The sequence below is a fragment of the Nocardiopsis nanhaiensis genome (assembly GCF_054778635.1).
On the sequence record NZ_BAAGZJ010000008.1, the window covers coordinates 39430 to 60469 of the forward strand.

At 69.5% G+C, this 21040-nt stretch carries 20 protein-coding genes; 10 read left to right on the forward strand and 10 right to left on the reverse strand.

Annotation, left to right across the window (positions count from 1 at the left end):
• The first annotated feature begins 77 nt into the window (after positions 1-77).
• On the forward strand, positions 78-2009 hold the full coding sequence (locus tag ACYVD1_RS05600) for an FAD-binding monooxygenase (protein ID WP_460768701.1): 1932 nt from the start codon (positions 78-80) through the stop codon (positions 2007-2009).
• Between the two features lie 23 nt (positions 2010-2032).
• Here ACYVD1_RS05600 and ACYVD1_RS05605 read toward each other — a convergent pair whose 3' ends face one another.
• Entirely contained in the window at positions 2033-2617 is a 585-nt protein-coding gene (locus ACYVD1_RS05605) for an IclR family transcriptional regulator (RefSeq protein ID WP_460768704.1), read from the reverse strand.
• 74 nt (positions 2618-2691) lie between these two features.
• Positions 2692-4014, reverse strand: a complete 1323-nt coding sequence (locus tag ACYVD1_RS05610; protein ID WP_460768706.1) for an RNA-guided endonuclease InsQ/TnpB family protein — start codon at positions 4012-4014, stop codon at positions 2692-2694.
• Between the two features lie 23 nt (positions 4015-4037).
• Between ACYVD1_RS05610 and tnpA the strand changes: the two genes are divergently transcribed.
• Positions 4038-4466 carry an IS200/IS605 family transposase gene (gene tnpA, locus ACYVD1_RS05615; protein ID WP_460768708.1) on the forward strand — a complete coding sequence of 143 codons (429 nt, stop codon included), beginning with the start codon at positions 4038-4040 and terminating at the stop codon, positions 4464-4466.
• A 26-nt stretch (positions 4467-4492) separates the two neighbouring features.
• Here the strand turns inward: tnpA and ACYVD1_RS05620 are convergent, their stop codons facing one another.
• The 3 genes from ACYVD1_RS05620 to uidA form a co-directional block, all read right to left on the reverse strand.
• Positions 4493-4711 (reverse strand): helix-turn-helix domain-containing protein, encoded by a 219-nt coding sequence (locus ACYVD1_RS05620; RefSeq protein ID WP_460768711.1) that lies wholly within the window; start codon positions 4709-4711, stop codon positions 4493-4495.
• A gap of 128 nt (positions 4712-4839) precedes the next feature.
• A complete protein-coding gene (locus ACYVD1_RS05625; RefSeq protein ID WP_460768714.1) occupies positions 4840-6195 on the reverse strand; it encodes a glycoside-pentoside-hexuronide (GPH):cation symporter in 1356 nt (451 codons plus the stop codon).
• A 98-nt stretch (positions 6196-6293) separates the two neighbouring features.
• A complete protein-coding gene (uidA, locus tag ACYVD1_RS05630; protein ID WP_460768716.1) occupies positions 6294-8075 on the reverse strand; it encodes a beta-glucuronidase in 1782 nt (593 codons plus the stop codon).
• A 256-nt stretch (positions 8076-8331) separates the two neighbouring features.
• On the opposite strand from uidA, the gene ACYVD1_RS05635 reads away from it, so the two are divergent.
• From ACYVD1_RS05635 to ACYVD1_RS05660, 6 genes are read left to right on the forward strand one after another with little or no spacing between them, the layout of a single operon-like run.
• Positions 8332-9420 carry a LacI family DNA-binding transcriptional regulator gene (locus tag ACYVD1_RS05635; RefSeq protein WP_460768720.1) on the forward strand — a complete coding sequence of 363 codons (1089 nt, stop codon included), beginning with the start codon at positions 8332-8334 and terminating at the stop codon, positions 9418-9420.
• A gap of 53 nt (positions 9421-9473) precedes the next feature.
• Positions 9474-10895 carry a glucuronate isomerase gene (gene uxaC / locus ACYVD1_RS05640; RefSeq protein ID WP_460768722.1) on the forward strand — a complete coding sequence of 474 codons (1422 nt, stop codon included), beginning with the start codon at positions 9474-9476 and terminating at the stop codon, positions 10893-10895.
• Positions 10892-12304 (forward strand): mannitol dehydrogenase family protein, encoded by a 1413-nt coding sequence (locus tag ACYVD1_RS05645; protein WP_460768727.1) that lies wholly within the window; start codon positions 10892-10894, stop codon positions 12302-12304. Before uxaC ends, ACYVD1_RS05645 begins: the two co-directional genes overlap by 4 nt.
• A gap of 56 nt (positions 12305-12360) precedes the next feature.
• The gene (gene manD / locus ACYVD1_RS05650) at positions 12361-13575 is read left to right on the forward strand and encodes a D-mannonate dehydratase ManD (protein ID WP_460768729.1); all 1215 of its coding nucleotides are present in this window, start codon (positions 12361-12363) and stop codon (positions 13573-13575) included.
• A gap of 11 nt (positions 13576-13586) precedes the next feature.
• On the forward strand, positions 13587-14252 hold the full coding sequence (locus ACYVD1_RS05655; protein WP_460768731.1) for a bifunctional 4-hydroxy-2-oxoglutarate aldolase/2-dehydro-3-deoxy-phosphogluconate aldolase: 666 nt from the start codon (positions 13587-13589) through the stop codon (positions 14250-14252).
• A complete protein-coding gene (locus ACYVD1_RS05660) occupies positions 14249-15181 on the forward strand; it encodes a sugar kinase (RefSeq protein ID WP_460768733.1) in 933 nt (310 codons plus the stop codon). The genes ACYVD1_RS05655 and ACYVD1_RS05660 overlap by 4 nt, the downstream gene beginning before the upstream one ends.
• A gap of 40 nt (positions 15182-15221) precedes the next feature.
• On the opposite strand, the gene ACYVD1_RS05665 is transcribed toward ACYVD1_RS05660, so the two are convergent.
• The 5 genes from ACYVD1_RS05665 to ACYVD1_RS05685 form a co-directional block, all read right to left on the reverse strand.
• Positions 15222-15419, reverse strand: coding sequence for a ferredoxin (locus ACYVD1_RS05665; RefSeq protein WP_460768736.1), 198 nt, complete (start codon positions 15417-15419; stop codon positions 15222-15224).
• Between the two features lie 146 nt (positions 15420-15565).
• Entirely contained in the window at positions 15566-15709 is a 144-nt protein-coding gene (locus ACYVD1_RS05670; protein ID WP_460768739.1) for a hypothetical protein, read from the reverse strand.
• A gap of 97 nt (positions 15710-15806) precedes the next feature.
• Entirely contained in the window at positions 15807-16631 is an 825-nt protein-coding gene (locus tag ACYVD1_RS05675; RefSeq protein WP_460768744.1) for a carbohydrate ABC transporter permease, read from the reverse strand.
• Positions 16628-17557: a carbohydrate ABC transporter permease gene (locus ACYVD1_RS05680; RefSeq protein WP_460768747.1), complete on the reverse strand. Its 930-nt coding sequence runs from the start codon at positions 17555-17557 to the stop codon at positions 16628-16630. The genes ACYVD1_RS05675 and ACYVD1_RS05680 overlap by 4 nt, the downstream gene beginning before the upstream one ends.
• Positions 17550-18881, reverse strand: coding sequence for an ABC transporter substrate-binding protein (locus tag ACYVD1_RS05685; RefSeq protein WP_460768749.1), 1332 nt, complete (start codon positions 18879-18881; stop codon positions 17550-17552). Before ACYVD1_RS05685 ends, ACYVD1_RS05680 begins: the two co-directional genes overlap by 8 nt.
• 248 nt (positions 18882-19129) lie before the next feature.
• Here ACYVD1_RS05685 and ACYVD1_RS05690 point away from each other — a divergent pair, with 248 nt between their 5' ends.
• Together ACYVD1_RS05690 and ACYVD1_RS05695 are read left to right on the forward strand one after the other, a co-directional pair.
• The gene (locus tag ACYVD1_RS05690; protein ID WP_460768753.1) at positions 19130-20026 is read left to right on the forward strand and encodes an N-acetylmuramic acid 6-phosphate etherase; all 897 of its coding nucleotides are present in this window, start codon (positions 19130-19132) and stop codon (positions 20024-20026) included.
• Positions 20023-20973, forward strand: a complete 951-nt coding sequence (locus ACYVD1_RS05695) for an N-acetylglucosamine kinase (RefSeq protein WP_460768755.1) — start codon at positions 20023-20025, stop codon at positions 20971-20973. The genes ACYVD1_RS05690 and ACYVD1_RS05695 overlap by 4 nt, the downstream gene beginning before the upstream one ends.
• The last annotated feature ends 67 nt before the right edge of the window (positions 20974-21040 follow it).

Below are 21040 nucleotides of genomic sequence, written 5' to 3' on the forward strand. Positions count from 1 at the left end.
CAGAAGGGCCGGGTGTCCTGGGCCACAGATCCGTATCGTGAGCACATCCCGTTACGCGATCCACACAGGAGCACACCGTGCAGTTCTACCTCGACGGCTACCGGCCGGGGGACCCGGAGAACCGCCCCGCCGCACCGGGCCGTCCCCATCCCGGTTCCGTGCCGACCGAGGTCGACGTCCTCGTGGTGGGAACCGGTCCGGCCGGTGTGGTGCTGTCGGCACAGCTGGCCGAGTTCCCGGACATCTCCACCCTCGTCGTCGAGCGCCGCGACGGCCCGCTGGAGCTGGGGCAGGCCGACGGTGTCGCCTGCCGCACCGTGGAGATGTTCAACGCGTTCGGTCTGGCGGAGCGCCTGGTGCGCGAGGCCTACTGGGTCAACGAGACCGTGTTCTGGAAACCGGATGAGAAGGACCCCGGCACCATCGTGCGCAGCGGCCGCGTCCAGGACGTCGCGGACGGCCTGTCCGAGTACCCCCACGTGATCGTCAACCAGGCCCGCATGCAGGAGTACCTGCTCGAGTACATGCGCCAATCCCCCAGCAGGCTAGAGCCGGCCTACGGTCTGGAACTGGTGGACCTGGACGTCGCCGAGGACGGGGACCACCCGGTGACGGCGACGCTGCGCCGCACCTCGGACGACGGGGCCGGGGCGGAGTTCACCGTCCGGGCCAGGTACGCGGTCGGCTGCGACGGCGCGCGCTCGTCCGTGCGCGGCGCCATCGGCGTGGACCTGCGGGGCGATGCCCGCAACCACGCCTGGGGCGTCATGGACGTCCTCGCCGTCACGGACTTCCCCGACGTGCGCTTCAAGGCGGCCGTGCAGTCCACGGCCGGCAGCCTGCTCGTCATCCCCCGCGAGGGCGGCTACCTGGTCCGCTACTACGTGGACCTGGGCGAACTGGATCCGCAGGAGGGCGGCACGCGGAAGCGGTTCACGCTGGAGAACATCATCGAGACCGCCCAGTCCGTCCTGCGCCCCTACGCACTGGACGTCAAGGACGTCGCCTGGTGGAGCGTGTACGAGGTGGGCCAGCGCATCGCGGACCGGTTCGACGACCTGCCCTCGGCCGCGCGCGGCACCTGCTCCCCGCGCGTGTTCATTGCCGGGGACGCCTGCCACACGCACAGCGCCAAGGCCGGCCAGGGGATGAACGTGTCCATGCAGGACGGGTTCAACCTGGGCTGGAAGCTCGCGAACGTGCTGCGCGGACACAGTCCCGCCTCCCTGTTGGACACCTACTCGTCCGAACGCCGGGCGGTCGCACAGGAACTCATCGACTTCGACCTGCTGTGGTCCTCCGCGATGGGTGCCAAACCCAAGAGCGACGACAACCCCGACGGCATGGACCCCGCCGAGATGCAGCGGATCTTCACCGAAGGCGGCCGATTCACCGCCGGGTTCGGCACCAAGTACACGCCGTCGATGATCACCGGCGCGGACACGCACCAGGGCCTGGCCACCGGTTTCCCGATCGGCGAGCGCTTCCACTCCGCACCGGTGGTTCGGCTGGCCGACGCGAAACCCCTGGGCCTTGGGCACGTGGCCCGTGCCGACGGGCGCTGGCGGCTCTACGCCTTCGCCGACGCCGCGCACCCGGGCGACCCGGACTCCCGACTCGCGGAGCTGTGCCGGTTCCTGGCCGGGTCCGCCCGGTCCCCGCTCCTGCGGTTCACACCGTCCGGGGCCGACCCGGACGCGGTGTTCGACGTCCGCGCCGTCATCCAGCGGGGGCACCGGGAGGTGTCCGTGGAGTCGGTGCCCGGTTTGCTCCTTCCACGCAAGGGTCCCTTCGGCCTGGTGGACTACGAGAAGGTCTTCACGCCGGACCTGAAGGACGGCCCGCACATCTACGACGAGCGCGGGATCGATCGCCGGCACGGGTGCGTCGTCGTGGTCCGCCCGGACCAGTACATCGCGCACGTGCTGCCGTTGGACGCCCACGGGGAACTGGCCGCGTTCTTCGACGGAGTCATGGTGCCTCAGGCGGCCGAGCCCGTCCTGGGGTGAAGACCCGTGGCCTCACTGCGGCCTTAACGGGCACCCGCCTCGAAGCCGACCAGGTCGGCTTCGAGGCGGTCCTTCGCCCGCAGGACACGACGCACCAACCCCTCCTCGAACACCTGGCGGAAGCGCGCCGGAGGAACCGCGACAGTCAGGCCGCAGTCCACGTCACCGGCCCCGTCGCGCACCGCGACCCCGAGGGCACTGATGCCCTTTTCCGTGTCCTCGAAGTTGGCCGCGAACCCGCGCCGCCGGATCGTGGCGAGCTCCGCCAGCAGGGAGCGGAGCCACCGCTCGTCGACCTCGGTGCCGTCGAGGTCCGCCTGGCGCCGGTAGAGCTGCTCCACCCGGGCATCGGCCATCGAGGCGAGGATCGCCTTGCCTGCCGACGCCCGGCTGGCCGGCATGACCACGCCCGTCCGGTCGCCTACGACCAGCGGGCGCGTCCCTTGGACCGTCGCCAGGAAGCGGACCCCGGTTCCGGCTCTGACCATGAGGTTCACCGACTCGTCGATCTCTTCGGCGAGCTCGTCCAGGTGCGGCTGGGCGCGGCGGCGCAGCTCGGCCGTCCACGGGACGCCGACCGGCGGGATGCCCAGGGCGGGGCCCGGCACGTAGCGCCGGTCCGAGTCCTGTTCCGCGTATCCCCGTTGAAGTGCTCTCCTGGCTGTAGCCGGGAGATTCCTACCTACCTCGCGGTGGCGGGCTTGACGCGTCCAGCGCGCCTGCCGACTGCCCTCCCGGCAGCCGGGTCGAGCGCGTGGCCCGACCTGAACAGGTGAAGAACGGTGCGCGCAGCATTGTGGTCGGCATTGCCCGACCAGCCGCACGCGGGGTTCTTGCACACGAACACGGCCTGGCACTCCCGGCTGCCCGCAGTGGTGAACCTGCACATCGAACACCGTTGCGAGGTCCCCTGTGCCGGGACCTTGTGCAAGGCGCCGCCGCGATGATCGAGCTTGTAGCCCAGGAGGGTGACGGTGCGTCCCCACGCTTCCTGACCGATGGCCCGGTTCAACCCCGCCTTCCGAGCGACGTTCTTGCCAGGCTGTTCGATGGTTCCGCGCGCGGAGCGGACCATGTTGGTGACATCCAACGCCTCCACCACGACGGTGCCGTAGCGGGTGGCGATGTCGGTGGTGGTTTTGTGCTGCCAGTCCAGGTGCCTGCGCGTGGCTTTTGCGCGCAGCGCCCGGATCTGGTCGTAGGTGCGCGCCAGGCGCCGGGAGGTCCTCTCCCCGCGTGCGCGCAAGCTCTGGCGATGGGCCGCCCGTCGTTCCAGGCGCGCCAGCTTCTGTTTCTCGACGGGGTTGAGCCACTTGTCCCGGTCCGCACCACCATCGTCGACGGTACGCGGGCGACGGTGATCGTAGGTGGTGCCGTTGGACAGGGCGAGGGGGACGACGATCCCGGCGTCGATACCGACCTCATCACCGGGGTGGGGTTCGGGGCACTGTTCCAGGGTTTGGACACGGAAGCTGATGTGCCACCCGAGGGCGTCCTTGACCAGTCGCGCCCCGGTGATCCGGTTCTGCGCGTCGGCGCGTTTGCCGACGGGCAGGTCCTTGGTCCAGCGGAAGCGGACCCGCCCCAGTTTGGGGATGTTCACCATTCCCCACCGGCGGTGCACCCGCTGGATGTGCAGGTCCCGGCCCTGGGGGATGTCCACCGACATCTGCGACCGGCTGCGGGCCTTGAAGGTGGGTTCTGCAGCCTGGCCGTCCCAGCAGTTGCGCCACGCCTGGAAGTAGGTCTTGAGTACGGCCTGAGCTGCTTGGGCGGGAAGAGCCTTGAGGAAGTCGATCTCGGTACGGGCCTGCTTGATGGCGGCGTCGGCGTCCTTGAGCGAGACCCGCTGGTTCTCGCTCACCATGGTCCACCACGCGTGCAGCAGATTCCACACGGTGCGGGCGGCGTGCGCCTGGTTGTCGAGCACCGATACCTGCTCACGCGAGAGCGCGAGTCGAGCACGGTGCCCGGCGTGCCGCGTGAGGGTGGTGTCTGTGCTCATGCCCATCATCGTAGCATTGGTTTATGTCACCACGCTGGGAACCAAACCCCGATGTGCGCGCTGGAAGGCGCGTCGTATACAACCTTCATGTCCATTTGGTGTTCGTCACGAAGTATCGGCGTGGCGTCCTCACTGGTGCCGTGCTCAACCGGTGCGAGGAGATCATGCGCCAGGTGTGCAGCGACTTCGCGGCTGAGCTGCGCGAGTTCAACGGCGAGGACGACCACGTTCACCTGCTCGTGCACTACCCGCCCAAGGTGCAGCTGTCCAAGCTGGTCAACAGTCTCAAGGGGGTGTCCTCCCGGCTGCTGCGCAAGGAGTACGGGGCGCACGTGAACAAGTACCTGTGGGGCGGCCGGTTGTGGTCGGGGTCCTACTTCGCCGGATCTGTCGGGGGCGAGCCGGTCAGCGTGCTGTGCGCTTATATCGAGGACCAGAAACGCCCGTCCTAACGGGCGAGCGCAGGTTCGAATCCGATTCACCTCTGGCGTGAACGCCGGAGCACTCTCGGACCAGACAGGTAGACCAGCATCGCCATGAGCCGGTGGACCGTCGACGGCGAGACGCCCAGGTCCCGCGCGGCGGAACTCAGCTGGACCGAGCCGAAGTCCCGCAGCATCTCCAGCAGCGCGAGGACGTTGTCCACGGCCTCGATGGGGTAGGCCGGGGCCTTCCGGTAGACACGTCGGTTCGACACAACAGAATCCTACGATCCTTCCCGGAAGTCCCCCGGCGACGGTCCGGCCCCACAAACCCGCTAGTTCAAGAGCCCCAGGAAGGTGGGCAGCCACAGGGAGAGCTGCGGTACGAACACCGGGCACGGGGTCAGCGTGCCCGAATGTCGTCGACCATGTCCCGGAATTCGGCTTCCGTCAGCGTGTACCGGCTCATGACCGCGATCCCGATGCCGAGGAAGATCATGGGTACCAGTCCGGCGGCGGCGCGAATACTCCACTGGACGGCCTCTGACTGGACGGCCTCGCCTGCGGCGTACCCGGCCAGCCCGAGGGTGTAGGCCGCCGCGGCGCCGCCCAGGGCCTGGCCCAACTTGCGCACGAACGAGAACACCGCGTAGTTGACTCCCTCAGTGCGCACGCCGCTCTTCCACTCGCCGTACTCGACGGTGTCTGACTCCAACGCCCACATCAAGGTGTTGACCGCCCCGAGGCCCAACCCCATGACACCGAAGGCGACGAAGGCGAACAGCGGCTGCGAGGCGGGAGCGAGCATCACACCGGCGGCTCCGACCATTCCCAGGGCGCCGCCGAGGATGTACGCACGCTTCTTGCCGATGGCCGACACGATCCTGGGCACGAGCGGCGCGATGATGAAGGTCGTCCCCATGGTCAGCAACGTGAGAACGATGAAGTAGTTGGCGTTACCCAGCACGTCCCGCGCGTAGTAGATGTTGATCGTCTGCAGGGAGAAGAGCGCAACGAGCACGGAGAGCGCGCTCAAGCACAGCACGATGAGCGGCCTGTTGCCCTTCAGCGCCACCAGGCTCTCCCTGAGCCCTACCCGGGTGACGTCGCGTTCGACATTCTCCCGAGTACTCAGGAAGGTCCACACGTACAGTGCGAAACCGACCGCGACGAAAACCAGGGTGGTCGCCGTGAGAGAGCTCTGGAGATCGTCCGAGTTCTCGATCTGGGGCGAGACCGCGAAAGAGAGCAGAAGAATGATGCTCACCGATCCCAGGGTGCGCGCCGTGGCGAGCTTGGCGCGCTCCTGCGGATCCTGGGTGATAGCCGGCGCCAGCGAACCGTAGGGGATGTTGACCAGGCTGTACACCATGGCGAGCGCCCCGTAGGAGAGGTAGGCGTAGGCGAGTGTCCATCCCGGGCTCAGGTCCGGGACCGTGAAGACGGCGACGCTGAGCAGCAACAGCGGGAGGGAGGCGAACACCAGCCAGGGACGGAACTTGCCCCAGCGCGAGCTTCCGCGGTCGATCAGCCGACCGGCGATGAGGTCGCCAATCGCGTCCCAGACCCTGATAACCAGGAAGATCGTTCCCGCCGCCGCGGCGGAGATGCCGACCACGTCCGTGTAGTAGAGCAGCAGGAACATCGACGCCATCGAGAACGCGAGGTTGTTGGCCGCGTCGCCCGCGCCGTAGCCCAGGTAGTGATGGAACCGGAGGCTGCCCTTCACTGGGGCACTGGTCCGGACGGTTTGAGACATGACGCTCCTCGGAGAGGGCTTTACGGGGGGTGCAGAAGGGGGCCGTGGAGCCACGGCGCGCGGCGGCCGGGTCAACCCGGCCGCCGGGCGAATGAGCGTCAGCGGTCACCACCGCGCCAGCGGCGGCGCAGGGCGAAAGCAGCGGACTTGGGCTGGCGGTCCCGGGTGAAGACACCCTTCTTGTTGCCTCCCACTCGCATGATCCCCGAGGTGGTCTGGAAGTCGGCGAAGTTCCAGACGTGCTCGCCGATGACGGCGTCGATCCGGTCGAAAACCCGGTGGTTCATGTCCAGGTACTCGACCTGGTACTCCTCGGTCCACGGACCCGGGTTGACCGCGTGGAGTCCGCTGATGGTGTCAGCGCCGTACTCGGTGATGATGATGGGTTTTCCCTCGCTGGCCCACGCACGCAGCTCCTCTTCCAGGCCGATCTCCGCGGAGGCGAGGTCGCCGGTATTGACGTACCAGCCGTAGTAGCGGTTGAGCATGAGGACGTCTCCCAGTTCGGCGAGCTGGCAGGCGCCGTGCGGGGAGAGCATCACGTTGACGAAACCGACGGGCCGGGTGCTGTCGAGTTCACGTGTGAGATCAAACAAGGGTTTGAAGTAGGCGAACGCGCTGTCGGTGTCCGACTCGGGCTCGTTGGCGATGCTCCAGAGCACGACGCTGGGATGGTTTCGGTCGCGGTGCACCAGCTCGCGGATGGCCTGGGCGTGTGTCTCACGGCTAGCGTCGTTGAGCGTGTCCTCGGAGAACGTCGTGTAGTTCTGCGCGCCGAAGATGCCGCCGGCGATCCCCATGTTCTGGCCCACCGCGGCGACCTCGTCGATCACCACGATCCCGTGCCGGTCGGCAAAGTCGTAGACCTCCTCCGCGTAGGGGTAGTGGGAGGTACGGAACGAGTTGGCTCCGACCCAGTCGAGCAGCTCGAAGTCGTGCACGAGGACCGTGTCGTCGTGCCCCTTGCCCCGGAACGGACTGTCCTCGTGCTTGCCGAAACCGGTGAAGTGGAACGGTTCGCCGTTGATCAGGAACTGGTTGCCGCGCACCTCGACGGTACGGATTCCGACGGGCATGACGTAGGTGTCCAGGGCGCGGCCGTCAGCCACCAGTTCCGTCTCGAGTTCGTACAGATAGCCTTCTCCGGGCTTCCACAGGTGGGCTCCGGGCACGCGCAGCGTGCCGACGGCTCCGGCGGTAGTGGCGACCTCAACGCCCTCCACGTCCCGGAGCGTGGCGCGTACCCCCACATCAGCGCCTCCTTCGACCTCGGCCCCGTAGGCGACGACCCCGGTCGGCCCCTCGATGGTAGTCTCCACGGCCAGGTCACCGACGAAGGTCCGCGGGGTGCTGTACAGCCAGACCGAGCGGTGGATGCCGGCGTAGTTGAAGAAGTCGTGGAAGTATCGCTGGCGCTTGCCAGCGGGGCTGTCCTCGATCACGCCGGGCGGGATGGACTGCCAGGTCAGGACGTTGTTCACCACCACGGTGATCCGGACGGCGTCTCCGGCGCGGACGTAGTCGGTCAGGTCGGCTTCGAACGGCGTGTATCCGCCCTCGTGCTGGGCCACCTGATCGTCGCCGACCCAGACGACCGCTCGGTGGGTGGCCGAGTCGAACCGCAGGACGATCCGTTCACCCGCCCACCCCCGGGGGATCCGGGCTGTGGTCTGGTACCAGACGTCTCCGATGTGGTCGCGGAGCGCCGGGTCCGTGGTGATGTCGTTGTAGCTGGCCGGGACCGGCATTTCCCTGGTGTTCTCGAGATCTCCCCGCCACCACTGCTGGTTCCTACCGACACCGTCGGGATCCGCGACGAAATCCCACAGACCGTTCAAGGATTTGCGTTCGCGGCTGGGGTTGTCCTGGGGACGAAGCATGGTGGTTCTCCTGTCGCGCCGGTTAAGCGGAAGTGAAATCGAGCTCACAGGCTCGAATGATGTGAACTGTCGCATAGGGGTCCCGGCGCGTTCCAAGGAGTTGCCACGAGTTGTCGTGGGCCCGATCCTGCTCGAGCACTCCCGGCGGCTACTTCGCTCCGGTCCTGCTCAACGCGATACCGGAGACGCACCGAGCGAATTGCCACCTACATCGGCGGGCCCTACGGTTTGAACACTGAGTGGGAGGTTGGTGCACATGGCCGGGGGCGGCTCCGAAGAGGGTGACCCGGGTGAGCCGCGCCCGCCCACGATCTACGACGTCGCGAAGGCCGCGGGCGTCGCACCCTCGACGGTCTCCCGGGCCTTCTCCCGGCCGGGCCGGGTCAACGCCGAGACCGCGGAACGCATCCGGCACATCGCGCACGAGCTCGGCTACCGGGTCAACCCGCTGGCGAAGGCGGTGCCGGTGGGGCGCACGTCCATGCTGGCCCTGGTGGTCGCCGACGCGACCAACCCGTTCCACTTCGACATCATCCGCGGCGCCCAGGACGCCGCGGCCAAGGCCGGGTACACCGTGCTGCTCACCGACACACGGGAATCGGACCTCCTGGAACGCCAAGCCCTCGAACGCACCCTGCCCGTAGTCGAGGGGATGGTCCTCGCGAGCTCGCGCATGTCCGACTCGACCATCCGGGTGACCGCCAAACAACGGCCGATGGTCGTGCTCAACCGGGTGGTGACCGGGGTACCGAGCGTGGTCACCGACATCAGCCGCGGGGCCAGGCGGGCCATCGACCACCTGCGCGAGCTCGGGCACGAGCGATTCACCTACGTCGCGGGCCCGGAGGCGTCCTGGACCGACGGGATGCGGTGGCGGGAACTACGCGAGGCCACGCGGGGCCAGGGACCCAGGATCCGCCGGATCGGTCCGTTTCCCCCGACCCTCGAGGGCGGAGCCGAGGCGGGCCAGACGCTCCTGACCGAACCGGCCGGTGCCGTGGTCGCCTATAACGACCTCATCGCCATCGGGTTGATGGGTGAGCTGGTCAAGCACGGCCAACGTGTACCGGACGACCTGAGCGTCATCGGTTTCGACGACATCTTCGGCGCGCAGCTGGTCACCCCGGGGCTGACCACCGTCGCCGCTCCGCTGTACCAGGTGGGTTCCACAGCGGTGGGCCACCTGCTCGCGGTGCTCAACGGTGCACGCCCCCAGACGGAGGCTCCCCTCGTGGTTCCCACGTCCCTGGTCCGCCGCCGGTCCACGGGCCGCCCCCACCGGCCGGACCACGCTGAGCGGCGCCGTCCGGAACACGCAGAGGCGCACCGGCCGCCGGGTCCGTGACAACTCGCGGCAACCCGTTGCCCGCCGTGTGACCGGGACCCGAGCATGTTGCCATGACAGGTTCTACCGCGGCCCTCGCACCGCACCCGGATCGCCTCCTGCCCGTTGAACCGTCGGTCCGGGCGATCGCACGGCGCCTCTACGAGCACGTGCGCGGACTGCCGGTCCTCTCCCCGCACGGGCACGTCGATCCCCAGCTGTTCGTCGACGACGCGCCCTTCCCCGACCCGTCCACACTGCTGGTCGCCAAGGACCACTACGTGACCCGGCTGCTGCACGCCGACGGGCTCTCCCTCGACGAACTCGGCGTCGGACAGGGCAACCTCTCTGAGGCGAGGTCACGGTCGGTCTGGCGCGCCCTGTGCTCGCGTTGGGACGTCTTCAGGGGCACTCCCTCCCGGTACTGGCTGGAGTCCGAGCTGGCGGAGATCTTCGGCGTCACGCAGCGGCCCTCCGAGCACACGGCCGACGCGATCTACGACAGGATCGCCTCCTGCCTGGAACAGGACGCGTTCCGGCCGAGGGCCCTCTTCGAGAGCTTTGGCTTGGAAGTTCTCGCCACGACCGACGATCCGGCGGACGACCTGGACGCACACCGGTCACTGCACGCCGACCCCGCATGGAACGGGCGCGTCATCCCCACCTTCCGTCCGGACCGCTACCTGGAGCCGGGCGCGGCCGGGTGGGCCGAGGCCGTGGACCGCCTGGGCGCGGTCGCGGGAATCGACACGGGTGACTACAAGGGCTACGTGTACGCCCTCGAGGATCGGCGCCGCCACTTCGTCGAGCACGGGGCGACCTCCGCGGACCACAGCCATGCCGACGTGCGCACCGACCCGCTCAGCCAGGACGAGGCCGGACGCATCTACCGGGCCGCCCGTGCGGGCACCGCCACTCCGCGGGAGACCAGGGCGTTCCGGCGCCACATGCTGTTCGAGATGGCCCGGATGTCCACCGAGGACGGCCTGGTGATGACCCTCCACCCGGGGGTCCTGCGCAACCACCACGCTCCCACCTTCCAGGCCTTCGGCGGCGACACCGGACACGACATCCCGATGCGCGCGGAGTTCACCGAGGCGCTCCGGCCGATGCTGGCCCGGTTCGGAACCCACCCGAACTTCCATCTGGTCCTGTTCACACTGGACGAGACCACGTTCTCCCGAGAGATCGCCCCTCTCGTCGGCTTCTACCCATCCGTGTACGCCGGTGCCCCCTGGTGGTTCCTGGACGCGCCGGAAGCCGTGCGCCGCTTCCGCAGCGCCGTGACCGAGACGGCGGGCTTCACCCGAACGTCCGGTTTCATCGACGACACCAGGGCATTCTGCTCGATCCCGGCCCGGCACGACATGTCCCGCCGCCTGGACAGCGGATACCTCGCCGGGCTCGTCGCCGAACACCGCCTGGACGAGGACGAGGCCGCCGACGTCGCGGTCGACCTGTGCACGACCAATCCCCGGGAGGTGTTCAAGCTGTGAGCGCCCGTCCGGCAGACGAAGCGAACACCCTCACTCGTGCGGGCTCCCCAGAGCTGGAACCCTCGCCGGTCCGGATCGTGCACCTGGGCCTCGGCAACTTCTTCCGTGCCCACGCGGCCTGGTACACCCACCACGCCCCGGGCCGCTGGGGCATCGCGGCCTTCACCGGACGCAGTGACGGCGCGGCACGGGCACTGCGCCCGCAGGAAGGGTTGTACACGCTCATCACCAGGCACGGTGACCGAGACCGGTGCGAGGTCGTCGGCAGCGTCACGGCGGTGCACCCTGCCGCCGACCACGCCTCATGGCTGGACTACTTCCGCTCACCCGACCTGGCCGTGGTCACCCTGACAGTGACCGAGGCCGGCTACCGCCACCTCTCCGGCGGAGGGCTCGACACCGGCGACCACCAGGTGCGTGCCGACGCCGAACGGCTGCGCCGCGACCCGGTGGCGCCGGCGGCCTCGGTACCGGCCCGGCTCCTGACCGGACTGGTGGCCCGCGAGCGTGCCGGGCTGGGGCCGGTCACGGTCGTGCCGTGCGACAACCTGCCCCACAACGGTTCGACCGTGCGCGCGGTCGTGCGCGACATGGCGGCGCTCGTCGACCCAGAACTGGTCCCCGTGGTGGACCGTGCCGCCCGTTACGCCACGACCATGGTCGACCGGATCACCCCCGACGCCACCGTGGAGGAGCGGGAGAGGGTCCTGGCCCGTACCGGGGTGTTGGACGCCTCCCCCGTGGTGACCGAACCGTTCACCCAGTGGGTGATCAGCGGCGACTTCCCGGCGGGCCGGCCTGAGTGGGAATCCGTCGGAGCGGTCGTCACGGACGACGTAGCCCCCTACGAGCAGTGCAAGCTCAGCTTGCTCAACGGCGGTCACTCCCTGCTCGCCTATGCCGGGAGCACGCGCGGGCACACCACGGTCGCGGACGCGGTGGGCGACGAGACCTGTCTCGGTTGGCTGCGGGAGTGGTGGGGCGAAGCCCGTAGCCACCTGGTCCTGCCCGAACACGAGGTCGACTCCTACCTCACGGCGCTGTTGGAGCGCTGGTCCAACCCGAGGATGCGGCACCGGCTCGAGCAGATCGCGGCGGACGGTTCCCTGAAGCTGCCGGTGCGGATCCTGCCGACGCTGCGCCCGGAGCGGGCGCTCGGGCGCCTGCCGCAGGGTGCGGCGCGGACTCTGGCCTCGTGGGTGTGCCACCTGCGCGGCCTGGGCGCACCCGTCTCGGACCCCCGTTCCCAGGAAGCACGGGAGGCGGCGTCCGGCCCGCTAGCCGAGGCCGTCCCCCGGGTCCTGGCCCTCCTGGACACTCCCTTGGCGCACGATGCCGCTCTGGTCGACGCGGTCGCCCACCACGTCCACGAGCTCTCCGCGTCCCCGCACGCGAACTCCCCCGTCTAACGGGCCCTCGCGTCCCCGTCCCGCACCGCCCCACAGAACCGAACGAGGAACCGACCATGAAGATCACCTCCGCGGACGTCATCGTGACGAGCCCGGGCCGCAACTACGTCACCCTGAAGATCACAACCGAGGACGGGGTCGCCGGCATCGGTGACGCGACCCTGAACGGTCGAGAGCTCTCGGTGGTCTCCTACCTGCGCGACCACGTGTGCCCGCTGCTCATCGGCCGTGAGGCGGGCAGGATCAACGACATCTGGCAGTACCTGTACCGAGGCGCCTACTGGCGGCGCGGCCCGGTGACCATGACCGCCATCGCCGCAGTGGACTGCGCCCTGTGGGACATCCTCGGCAAGGTGACGGGGCAGCCCGTCCACCAGCTGCTCGGCGGCGCGGCGCGCGAAGGCGTGATGATCTACGGGCATGCCAGCGGCCAGGACACCGACGAACTCCTCGACGACGTGGCCCGGTACCTCGACCGCGGTTACCGGGCCGTGCGGGTCCAAGCCGCCGTCCCAGGCCTGGACAGCACCTACGGCCTGCACCACCCCGGCACCGGCAACACCTACGAACCGGCGGACTCGTCGATACCGACCGACAACGTCTGGCACACACCCGCCTACCTGGACTTCGCCCCAAAGATGATGAAGGCGGTCCGGGACCGGTTCGGGTACGGCTTCCACCTGCTGCACGACGTGCACCACCGGCTCTCTCCGCTGGAAGCGGCCCAGCTGGGCAAGACCCTGGAGCCCTACCGGATGTTCTGGATCGAGGACGCGACACCCGCCGAGGACCAGGAGGCCTTCCGCACCATCCGCCAGCACACCACCACACCGCTGGCCGTGGGTGAGGTCTTCAACTCCATCTGGGACTGCCAGTACCTAATCTCCCAGCGGCTCATCGACTACATCAGGACGTCGGTGTCGCACACGGGCGGTATCACGCACCTGCGCAAGATCTTCGACCTGGCGGACCTGCACGGCGTGCGTACCGGGTCGCACGGCGCGGGGGACCTGTCCCCCGTGTCGTTCGCCGCCGCACTCCACCTCGACCTGACCGTTCCCAACTTCGGCATCCAGGAGTACATGGGGCACCTGGAGCCAGCGAGCGAGGTATTCAAGACCTCCTACACGTTCAAGGACGGTTACATGCACCCGGGCAACGCACCCGGCCTCGGGGTGGAAATCGACGAGGAAGCCGCCGCACGGTACCCCTACGAGCCCAGGTACCTGCCGGTGAACCGCCGCCTGGACGGCTCGATGCACGACTGGTGAGGGGGCCGGAGATGACGAGCTCACATACGAGTCCACACACGAGCCCGCACATCAGTTCGCGCACACGCGGACCCGACGAGGTACTCAGCGCGTTGGGTGCGGCCGGGATCCTCCCCGTACTCCGCACCCCCGACGCGTCGGCGGTCAGGGACCAGGTCCACCGACTGCGGGAGTCCGGTGCGCGGGTGGTGGAACTGACGACGTCCATCCCCGTTTGGGACGGCCTGCTGGCGGGGCTCACCGCCGACCTGCCGGACATGGTGACCGGGATGGGCACGGTCACAGAGTCGACGGTGGCCGACCGCGCGCTGGACAGCGGTGCGTCCTTCCTGGTCAGCCCCTACCCGGTACCCGATGTCAGGCGCACGGCGGAGCGCTCCGCGGCGCTGCTCGTCGAAGGCGGCATGACCCCGGGCGAGTTGGCCGCCGCGAGCGCCTCGGGGATCGCCAAAGTGTTCCCCGCGCACGTGGGCGGTACCCGCTACCTCCGGTCGCTCGCCCCCGTGCTGCCGGGCTGCCGACTCGTGCCCTCCGGCGGGATCGCGCTGAGCGAGGTACCGGACTGGCTCGCGGCGGGCGCGTTCGCGGTCTCCGTGGGATCCGAACTCTTCGCCGCCGACGACCTCGCCGGGCACTTCGCCGCCGCACGGGAGCGCCGGTCGGGGGTCCCCCGGTGATCCGCTTCCTGGCCATCGGCGAATGCATGGTGGAGCTCACCCACCGGACCGAGCGCGACCTGAGCCTGAACGTCGCCGGCGACACCTATAACACGGCCCTGTACCTGGCCCGCAGTACGAAGCCGGAAAAGGTGGGTGTCGACTACCTGACCCTGCTGGGCGACGACCACTACAGCGATCTGGTGCTGGACGCCATGCGCGGAGAGGGGATGGGAACCCGGCTCGTGGGCCGCGTTCCGGACGCACAGCCGGGGTTGTACCTGGTGCGCACCGACGGGGCGGGAGAGCGTTCCTTCACCTACTACCGGTCGCAATCCCCGGCACGGCGGCTCTTCGGTGAGGAGCACACCGCCACCGACGAGGACCTGTCCCCATACGACGTGCTCTACCTGTCCGCAGTGACCCTGCAGCTCCTGACGACGGAGGCGCGGGAACACCTGTGGGGGCTCCTCCGCGGTGCCCGCGCTTCGGGCGCGCGGGTCGTGTTCGACAGCAACTACCGGCCCAGCGGGTGGCCGAGCCGAGAGGCGGCGCGCGACGCCGTGCGCACGGCCTACGGTCTGGCGAGCACAGCGCTGTCGACCTTCGACGACGAGCACGCACTGTTCGGCGACGGCTCCCCCGCCGCCGCGGCCCGGCGCCTGCGGGACCAAGGGCCGGAGGAGATCGTCGTCAAGGACGGGGCGCACGGGTGCCACGTCTGGCACGAAGGCGGACCGGTGCGCGTACCGGCTGAAAGGGTGGGGCGGGTCGTCGACTCGACCGCGGCGGGTGACTCGTTCAACGCCGGGTTCCTCGCGGCGCGTCTGGGCGGAGCGGACGCCGTCGAAGCGGCACGCCGCGCCAACGCCCTGGCCGCCAAGGTGATCACCGTCCCCGGCGCGGTGATCGACGACCCGTCCCTGCCGCCGCGCGGGGCGGCGGCCTGAGCGGGCCATCCGGATGGGCGGTCCCTGTTGTCGGCGCGCTTCAGGGCCCGGTCACCCGGATGGCGCCGGACGGGCAGGCGGCCTCCGCCGTCCGGGCGGGCTCGTGTTGCCCCTCGGGCGGTTCGGGCTCCAGAAGCAGGACCAGGCCCTGGTCCTCGTCCTGGTCGAACAGCGCCGGTGCCGCCAGGACGCACATGCCCGCACCAATGCAGACCTGCCGGTCGGCCTCTATCCGCACGGTCACTCCTCCGTCTCCGTCGATTGCGCTCTCACCAGGTCACCGGGAGACGATGAACCCCGTAGATCAACTGGAACATGCCCGGCAGGGTCGCCGCCGACTGCTCTTCGGCGACGGGGCGTTTGATCGGGCGGCGGCGTAGCCGGTCACCAGCCAACCGACGTGTCCGTCCGGGAACCGCAACGGCCTGAGTGGGGGCCGCGCCCCAGGGCCAGGAGCTCCTCCGGGGGGTCGAAGGGGTTGTCGCGCGTCGTGGGCAGTTCGATGGCATCCGGCGCGTGCTTGGTCATCATCGGCTCCACGGCAAGTGGACGGCGCTTCTACCAGCACGCAACCACGGGCCGTCGGACACGGCAACCGGTGTCCCCGGCTCGGCACTCTCGGCCGCTATCCCTTGATGGCCCCCTGGGTGATGCCGTTGACGAAGCTGCGCTGGAACACCAGGTAGACCACGACGATCGGGGCGATGACGATCAGGCTCGCGGCCGCGAGCAGCGGGATGTCGGTCCCGTACTGGCCCACGAAGAGCCCCAGGCCCGTGGGGGCGGTGCGCATCGCGGGGTCCTGCATCATCACGAGCACCAGCAGGAACTGGTTCCACGACCACATGAACACCAGGACCGTGAGGGTGGTGATGGCGGGCCAGGAGATCGGCAGCAGGACCCGCACCAGCACGGTGCTGTTCCGGGCTCCGTCCATCCGCGCGGCCTCCACCAGCTCCTTGGGCACACCCGCGAAGTGCGACTGCATCCAGTAGACGCCGAAGGGCAGGAACAAGGCGATCTCGGCGAGGATGACACCGAGGTAGTCGTTGGTCAGGCCGACCTCGCGCAGGTTGAAGTAGAGCGCGATGACCAGCAGCTCGACCGGCAGGGTCAGGCCCAGGACGAACCCGATCGACAGCACGCGGCCGCCCCACACCCGTAGGATCGACAGCGCGAAACCCGCCATCGTGGCGAAGGCGACGGTCAGCGGCACCACGCCCACGCTGATGATGAGGCTGGACCGCATCAGGTCGGTGAAGTTGCCCGCCTCCCACGCCAGCAGGAAGTTCTCCCAGGACCACACGTCCGGCAGGCTGACGCCGCTGACCTGGCTGTTGGAGGGGTGCAGCGCGGCCAGGACGATCCCGACGAACGGCAGGAGGATGAGGACGGCGAGGAGGCTGAGGAGCCCGTAGCGCAGGACGGTGCCCGGCGTGCTCTGGTTCAACTGTCCTCCCTCGCGAAATACCGGATCGTGCTGACGAGCGCGATGACGAGCAGGGTCAGGACCACCGCGAGCGCGCTCGCCGCCCCGATCTGGCCCTCGTTGAAGGCCAGCCGGTACACCAGGAGCGCGGGGACGTTGGTCGCGCCTGCCGGGCCGCCGTTGGTCGTGACGAACACCAGGTCGAAGCTGGCCAGCGCGGCGATGACGGTGATGACGCTGGCGATGCTGACCTCTTTGCGCAGCCCGGGCAGGGTGACGCTGAGGAACCGCCGGAAGGCTCCGGCCCCGTCGATGGCGGCGGCCTCGTAGAGGGAGGAGTCGATCTTCTGCGCGCCGCTCATGAAGAGCATCATGCACAGCCCGCTCATGCACCAGGTGCCGATGAACCCCAGGGCGATGAGCGCGAAGTTCTGGTCGCCCAGCCACACGCGGGTCACGTGGTCCAGGCCGATCGACCGGAGGAACTCGTTGATCATCCCGTGCTCGCTGTACATCCAGCGCCAGGTCGTACCCACCGCCACCAGCGGAAGTACCTGGGGGAGGAAGAAGACCACCCGGTAGAAGGTCATCCCCCTGCGCATCCGCCCGAGCATCAGCGCGGTCATCAGCAGGCCGACCACGAGGGGGATGAACGTGAAGAAGACGATGAGCAGGAGCCCGTTGATGATCGCCCGCCCGAGGAGGGGATCGGTCAGCACCCGCAGGTAGTTCCCGAGCCCCTCCCCGGTCGGCGGTGACACTCCGTCCCAGTTCAGAAAGGAGAACTGCAGGGTGCTCACCGCCGGGTAGATGGCGAACCCCGCGTAGACGAGCACCGCCGGCATGAGGTAGAGCCAGGCGCTCAACCCTCCGCCTTGGCCCCGGCCGCGCCCGCGCCGCTTGCGGCCGCGGTGCTGGGCCGGGTCCGCCACGGCGCCCTCACTCATGGTGCGTGTCCCACTCCCCTTGGAGCGTGCCGAGGAACTCCTCGTCGCCGGTGGTCCCGGAGAGGACCCCTTGGACGCCCGGGACCAGTTGGTCGCCCATGGCCGGTGTGGCGAAGTCGGGGAACGGGACGAGGGCTTCGTTGTCGATGACCTCCGAGAAGCCGTCGTTGATCTCCCCCATCACGCCGTCGCCCTCGGCGGGGGCGTCGGGGTCCACGGGCATGAACCCGGTCTCCAGCTGGATCTGCGCGGCCTCGGGTGAGCGCAGGTAGTCCAGGAAGGCGGCCGCCTCGTCGTAGTGCTCGGTCTGGGAGGAGACGGCGAAGGAGACGCTGGCGCCGGAGGCCACCGGCGGGGCGCCGGCGTCGGTGCCGGGCATGAGGAAGAACCCGGCGTCGTCACCCATCTCTTCGGCGATCTGGGACGCGGCCCAGTTGCCGGTCACGTGGAAGGCGCTCCCGCCGTTGGCGAAGTCGGCCAGCGCGTCGTCGTCGGAGGTGGCGTTGGCGCCCTCGGAGGAGTAGTCCTCCTCAGCCCAGCGGCCCAGGGTCTCGGTGGCTGTTTCGGCCGCGTCGGTCTCGATGGTGGAGTCCGGTGCCCCGTACACCCAGTCGCGGTACTCGTCCTCGTCCCCGAGCCCGTTGAGCAGTGCGTTCCACAGGTGGACCCCGCCCACCTCCAGGGCGCCGAGGCTCAGCGGCGTCGTTCCGTCGTCGCGCACGAGTCCCATCGCCTCTTCGAACTCGTCCAGGGTTTCGGGCGGCTCCTCGACCCCGGCCTCGTCCAGGAGTTCCTGGTTGTAGAACACCCCGAGGATGGAGAGTGCGCCGGGGACGGCGTAGAGGCTGCCGGTGTTGTACTCCGTGGCGCTCTCGTTCGTGCGCAGGGATTCCAGGCTGGTCTCCGGGAAGGCCCCGTCCCATCCGTAGGCCTCGCCGTGGTCGTCCAGGTTGAGGATTTCGCCGGCCGGGATCAGCGACCGCATGGCACCCGGGTTGTACTGGGCGATGTCGGGCGGGTCGTCGGAGGACATCGAGAGGGTGATGGTCCGGACGTAGTCCGTGAACTGCGTGTGCTGGGTCTCGACGGTGACGTTGGGGTGCTGTTCGGTGAAGCCGTCCACCAGTGCCTCGCTGGGCGGCTCGTCCGTGTAGGCGAGTGTGAGGGTGACCGGCTCGTCGGTGATGGTGGTGGAGACGTCGTCCGGTGCGTCCTCAGCACCGTCGTTCGTGGACAAGACGGCGCACGAGGTGAGGACGAGTACCGCGGCCGCCCCTCCGGCGGCAACGGTGACCGGGCTCCACCCGCAACTCCTGATGGACATGCTCTCTCCCTGCGGTCTCGAGCCCGGAGGAACCGGGCGGGGGGACTTCGCAGCCTCTCGGCGCGTCTTCCGCTCATGAGAAGAGTGCCGTTCCCGGGGAAGCCAAGGTAACCGGCCGGAGTCGCGGACAGGGCATCCCCGCACTGGGCCGTACTTCCGTTGGGCTTGCCCGCTTCCGAATTATTTATGTACTGTACGGAACTAATTGCGCCGACGGCAAGGGAACGCCAGGACGGAAAGACGGGGCCATGGAGCACCAGCCGCCACCGACCGAGACCCGCAATCCGCTGACGTCCGACATCGACACGCTGAGCACCAAGGGCGTCCTCGGACTGCTCCACGCGGAGGACGGGCGGGGGGTCCGCGCCGCGGAGGCCGCGTCCGACCAGCTGGCCGAAGCAGTGGACGCCGCACACGAGCGGCTGCGCGACGGCGGCCGCGTGCACTACTTCGGCGCCGGCGCGTCGGGCCGCCTCGCCGTCCTCGACGCCACCGAGATCACCCCGACCTTCGGTGCCGAACCGGACCTGTTCACCGCCCACTTCCCCGGTGGATCCCCCGCGCTGACCGACCCCGGCCTGGACTTCGAGGACTCCGAAGCCATGGGCGGGGGGGACGCCAAAGGCCTGCGGGCGGCGGACGTGGCCGTGGGTATCACGGCTTCGGGGTCGACGTCCTACGTGGCCGGGGCCCTGCGGTCCGCACGACGCTGCGGCGCCCTGTGCGTCCTCCTCACCTGCAACCCGTCGAGCCCCCTGCTCGACCTGTGCGACCTGCCCGTCGTGGCCGACACCGGGCCGGAGGCCCTGACCGGGTCGACTCGCCTCAAGGCGGGCACGGCCACCAAGGTCGTCCTCAACTCCTTCTCCACCGCCCTCATGGTCCGGGGCGGCCGGACCTACTCCAACCTGATGGTGGGCCTCGTGGCGACCAACGCGAAACTCCGTGCCCGCTCGGTGGACCTGCTCGCCGAGGCGTCCGCGGAGCCCCGCCCCCGGTGCGAGGCGGTGCTGGAGGACTCGGGGGGCGAGGTGCCCCCAGCACTGGTCACCCTGCTCACCGGGGCCCCGGTCGTCCGCGCGCGCGAGCTGCTGTCCGCGCACGGCAGCGTGCGCGGGGCGGTCGCGGCCCTGGCGGAGCGATGACCGGCGCGGCCCTGGTCGGTGTCGACGTGGGCGGGGGCGGCATCCGTGGCGTCGCGGAGCTCGGAGAGCGCTCCGCCCACGTCCTGGACGACACTCCCCTGCCGCGGGCACGCGGCGGTATCGACGTCCCCAGGCTCGTGCCGCGGCTGAACGCGCTGCTGCGGGGCGCGGGCGACCGGCTCGGTGCGCACCGGTTCGCCCGGGTGGCGATCGGCCTGACCGGTCTGCCGGACCTGATCGGGCACCCCGACGAACTCGTCCGCCTCCTCCGGAACGGATCGCGGATCGGCAGCGTGCTCGTCGCCGCGGACGCGCTGACCACACACGTCGGGGCATTGGGCGGCCGCTCCGGCGTCGTCGTCGCCGCGGGCACGGGATCGGTCGCGCTGGGAACCGACTTCCGACAGCTCTGGCAACGGGGCGACGGCTGGGGGTACCTCCTCGGCGACGACGGCAGCGGCGCCTGGGTCGGACAGCGGGGCCTGCGGTGCGCGCTCCGGTCCCGCGACGGACGCCCCGGCGGTTCCCCGGAGCTGCTCACCCGGCTCGAAGGCCGCTTCGGCGACGCTGCCGAGCTCGAGTCCCGCGTCTACACGGGCACGGTCCCACCCGCGGCTCTGCTGGCCTCCTTCGCCCCGGACGTGGCGGCCGCGGCCCGCGCGGGCGACGAGGTCGCCCTCCGCATCTGGGACGAGGCCGGAACACGCCTGGGCGAGACGGCGGTCGCCGCGTCGCCGCCCGGCCTGGCCCGCCGCTTCTCCTGGGGCGGGAGGCTCTTCGACGTCGGCGCGCTGCTGCAGGATCCGTTCCGGGCCGAGGTGCTGCGCCAGGTACCGGACGCCGATTTCACCGCGCCCTTGGGCTCCTCAGCGGCCGGGGCCCTCACGCTGGCCCGGGCCGGGGCCGACACCGTGCCCCGGCAGCCCTACCTGTACCTGTACGACTGACATCCCTCCCGCCTCGAAGCCTGCTGGCTCGACGACTGACACCACTCCACCCATCCCGTACGGAGCA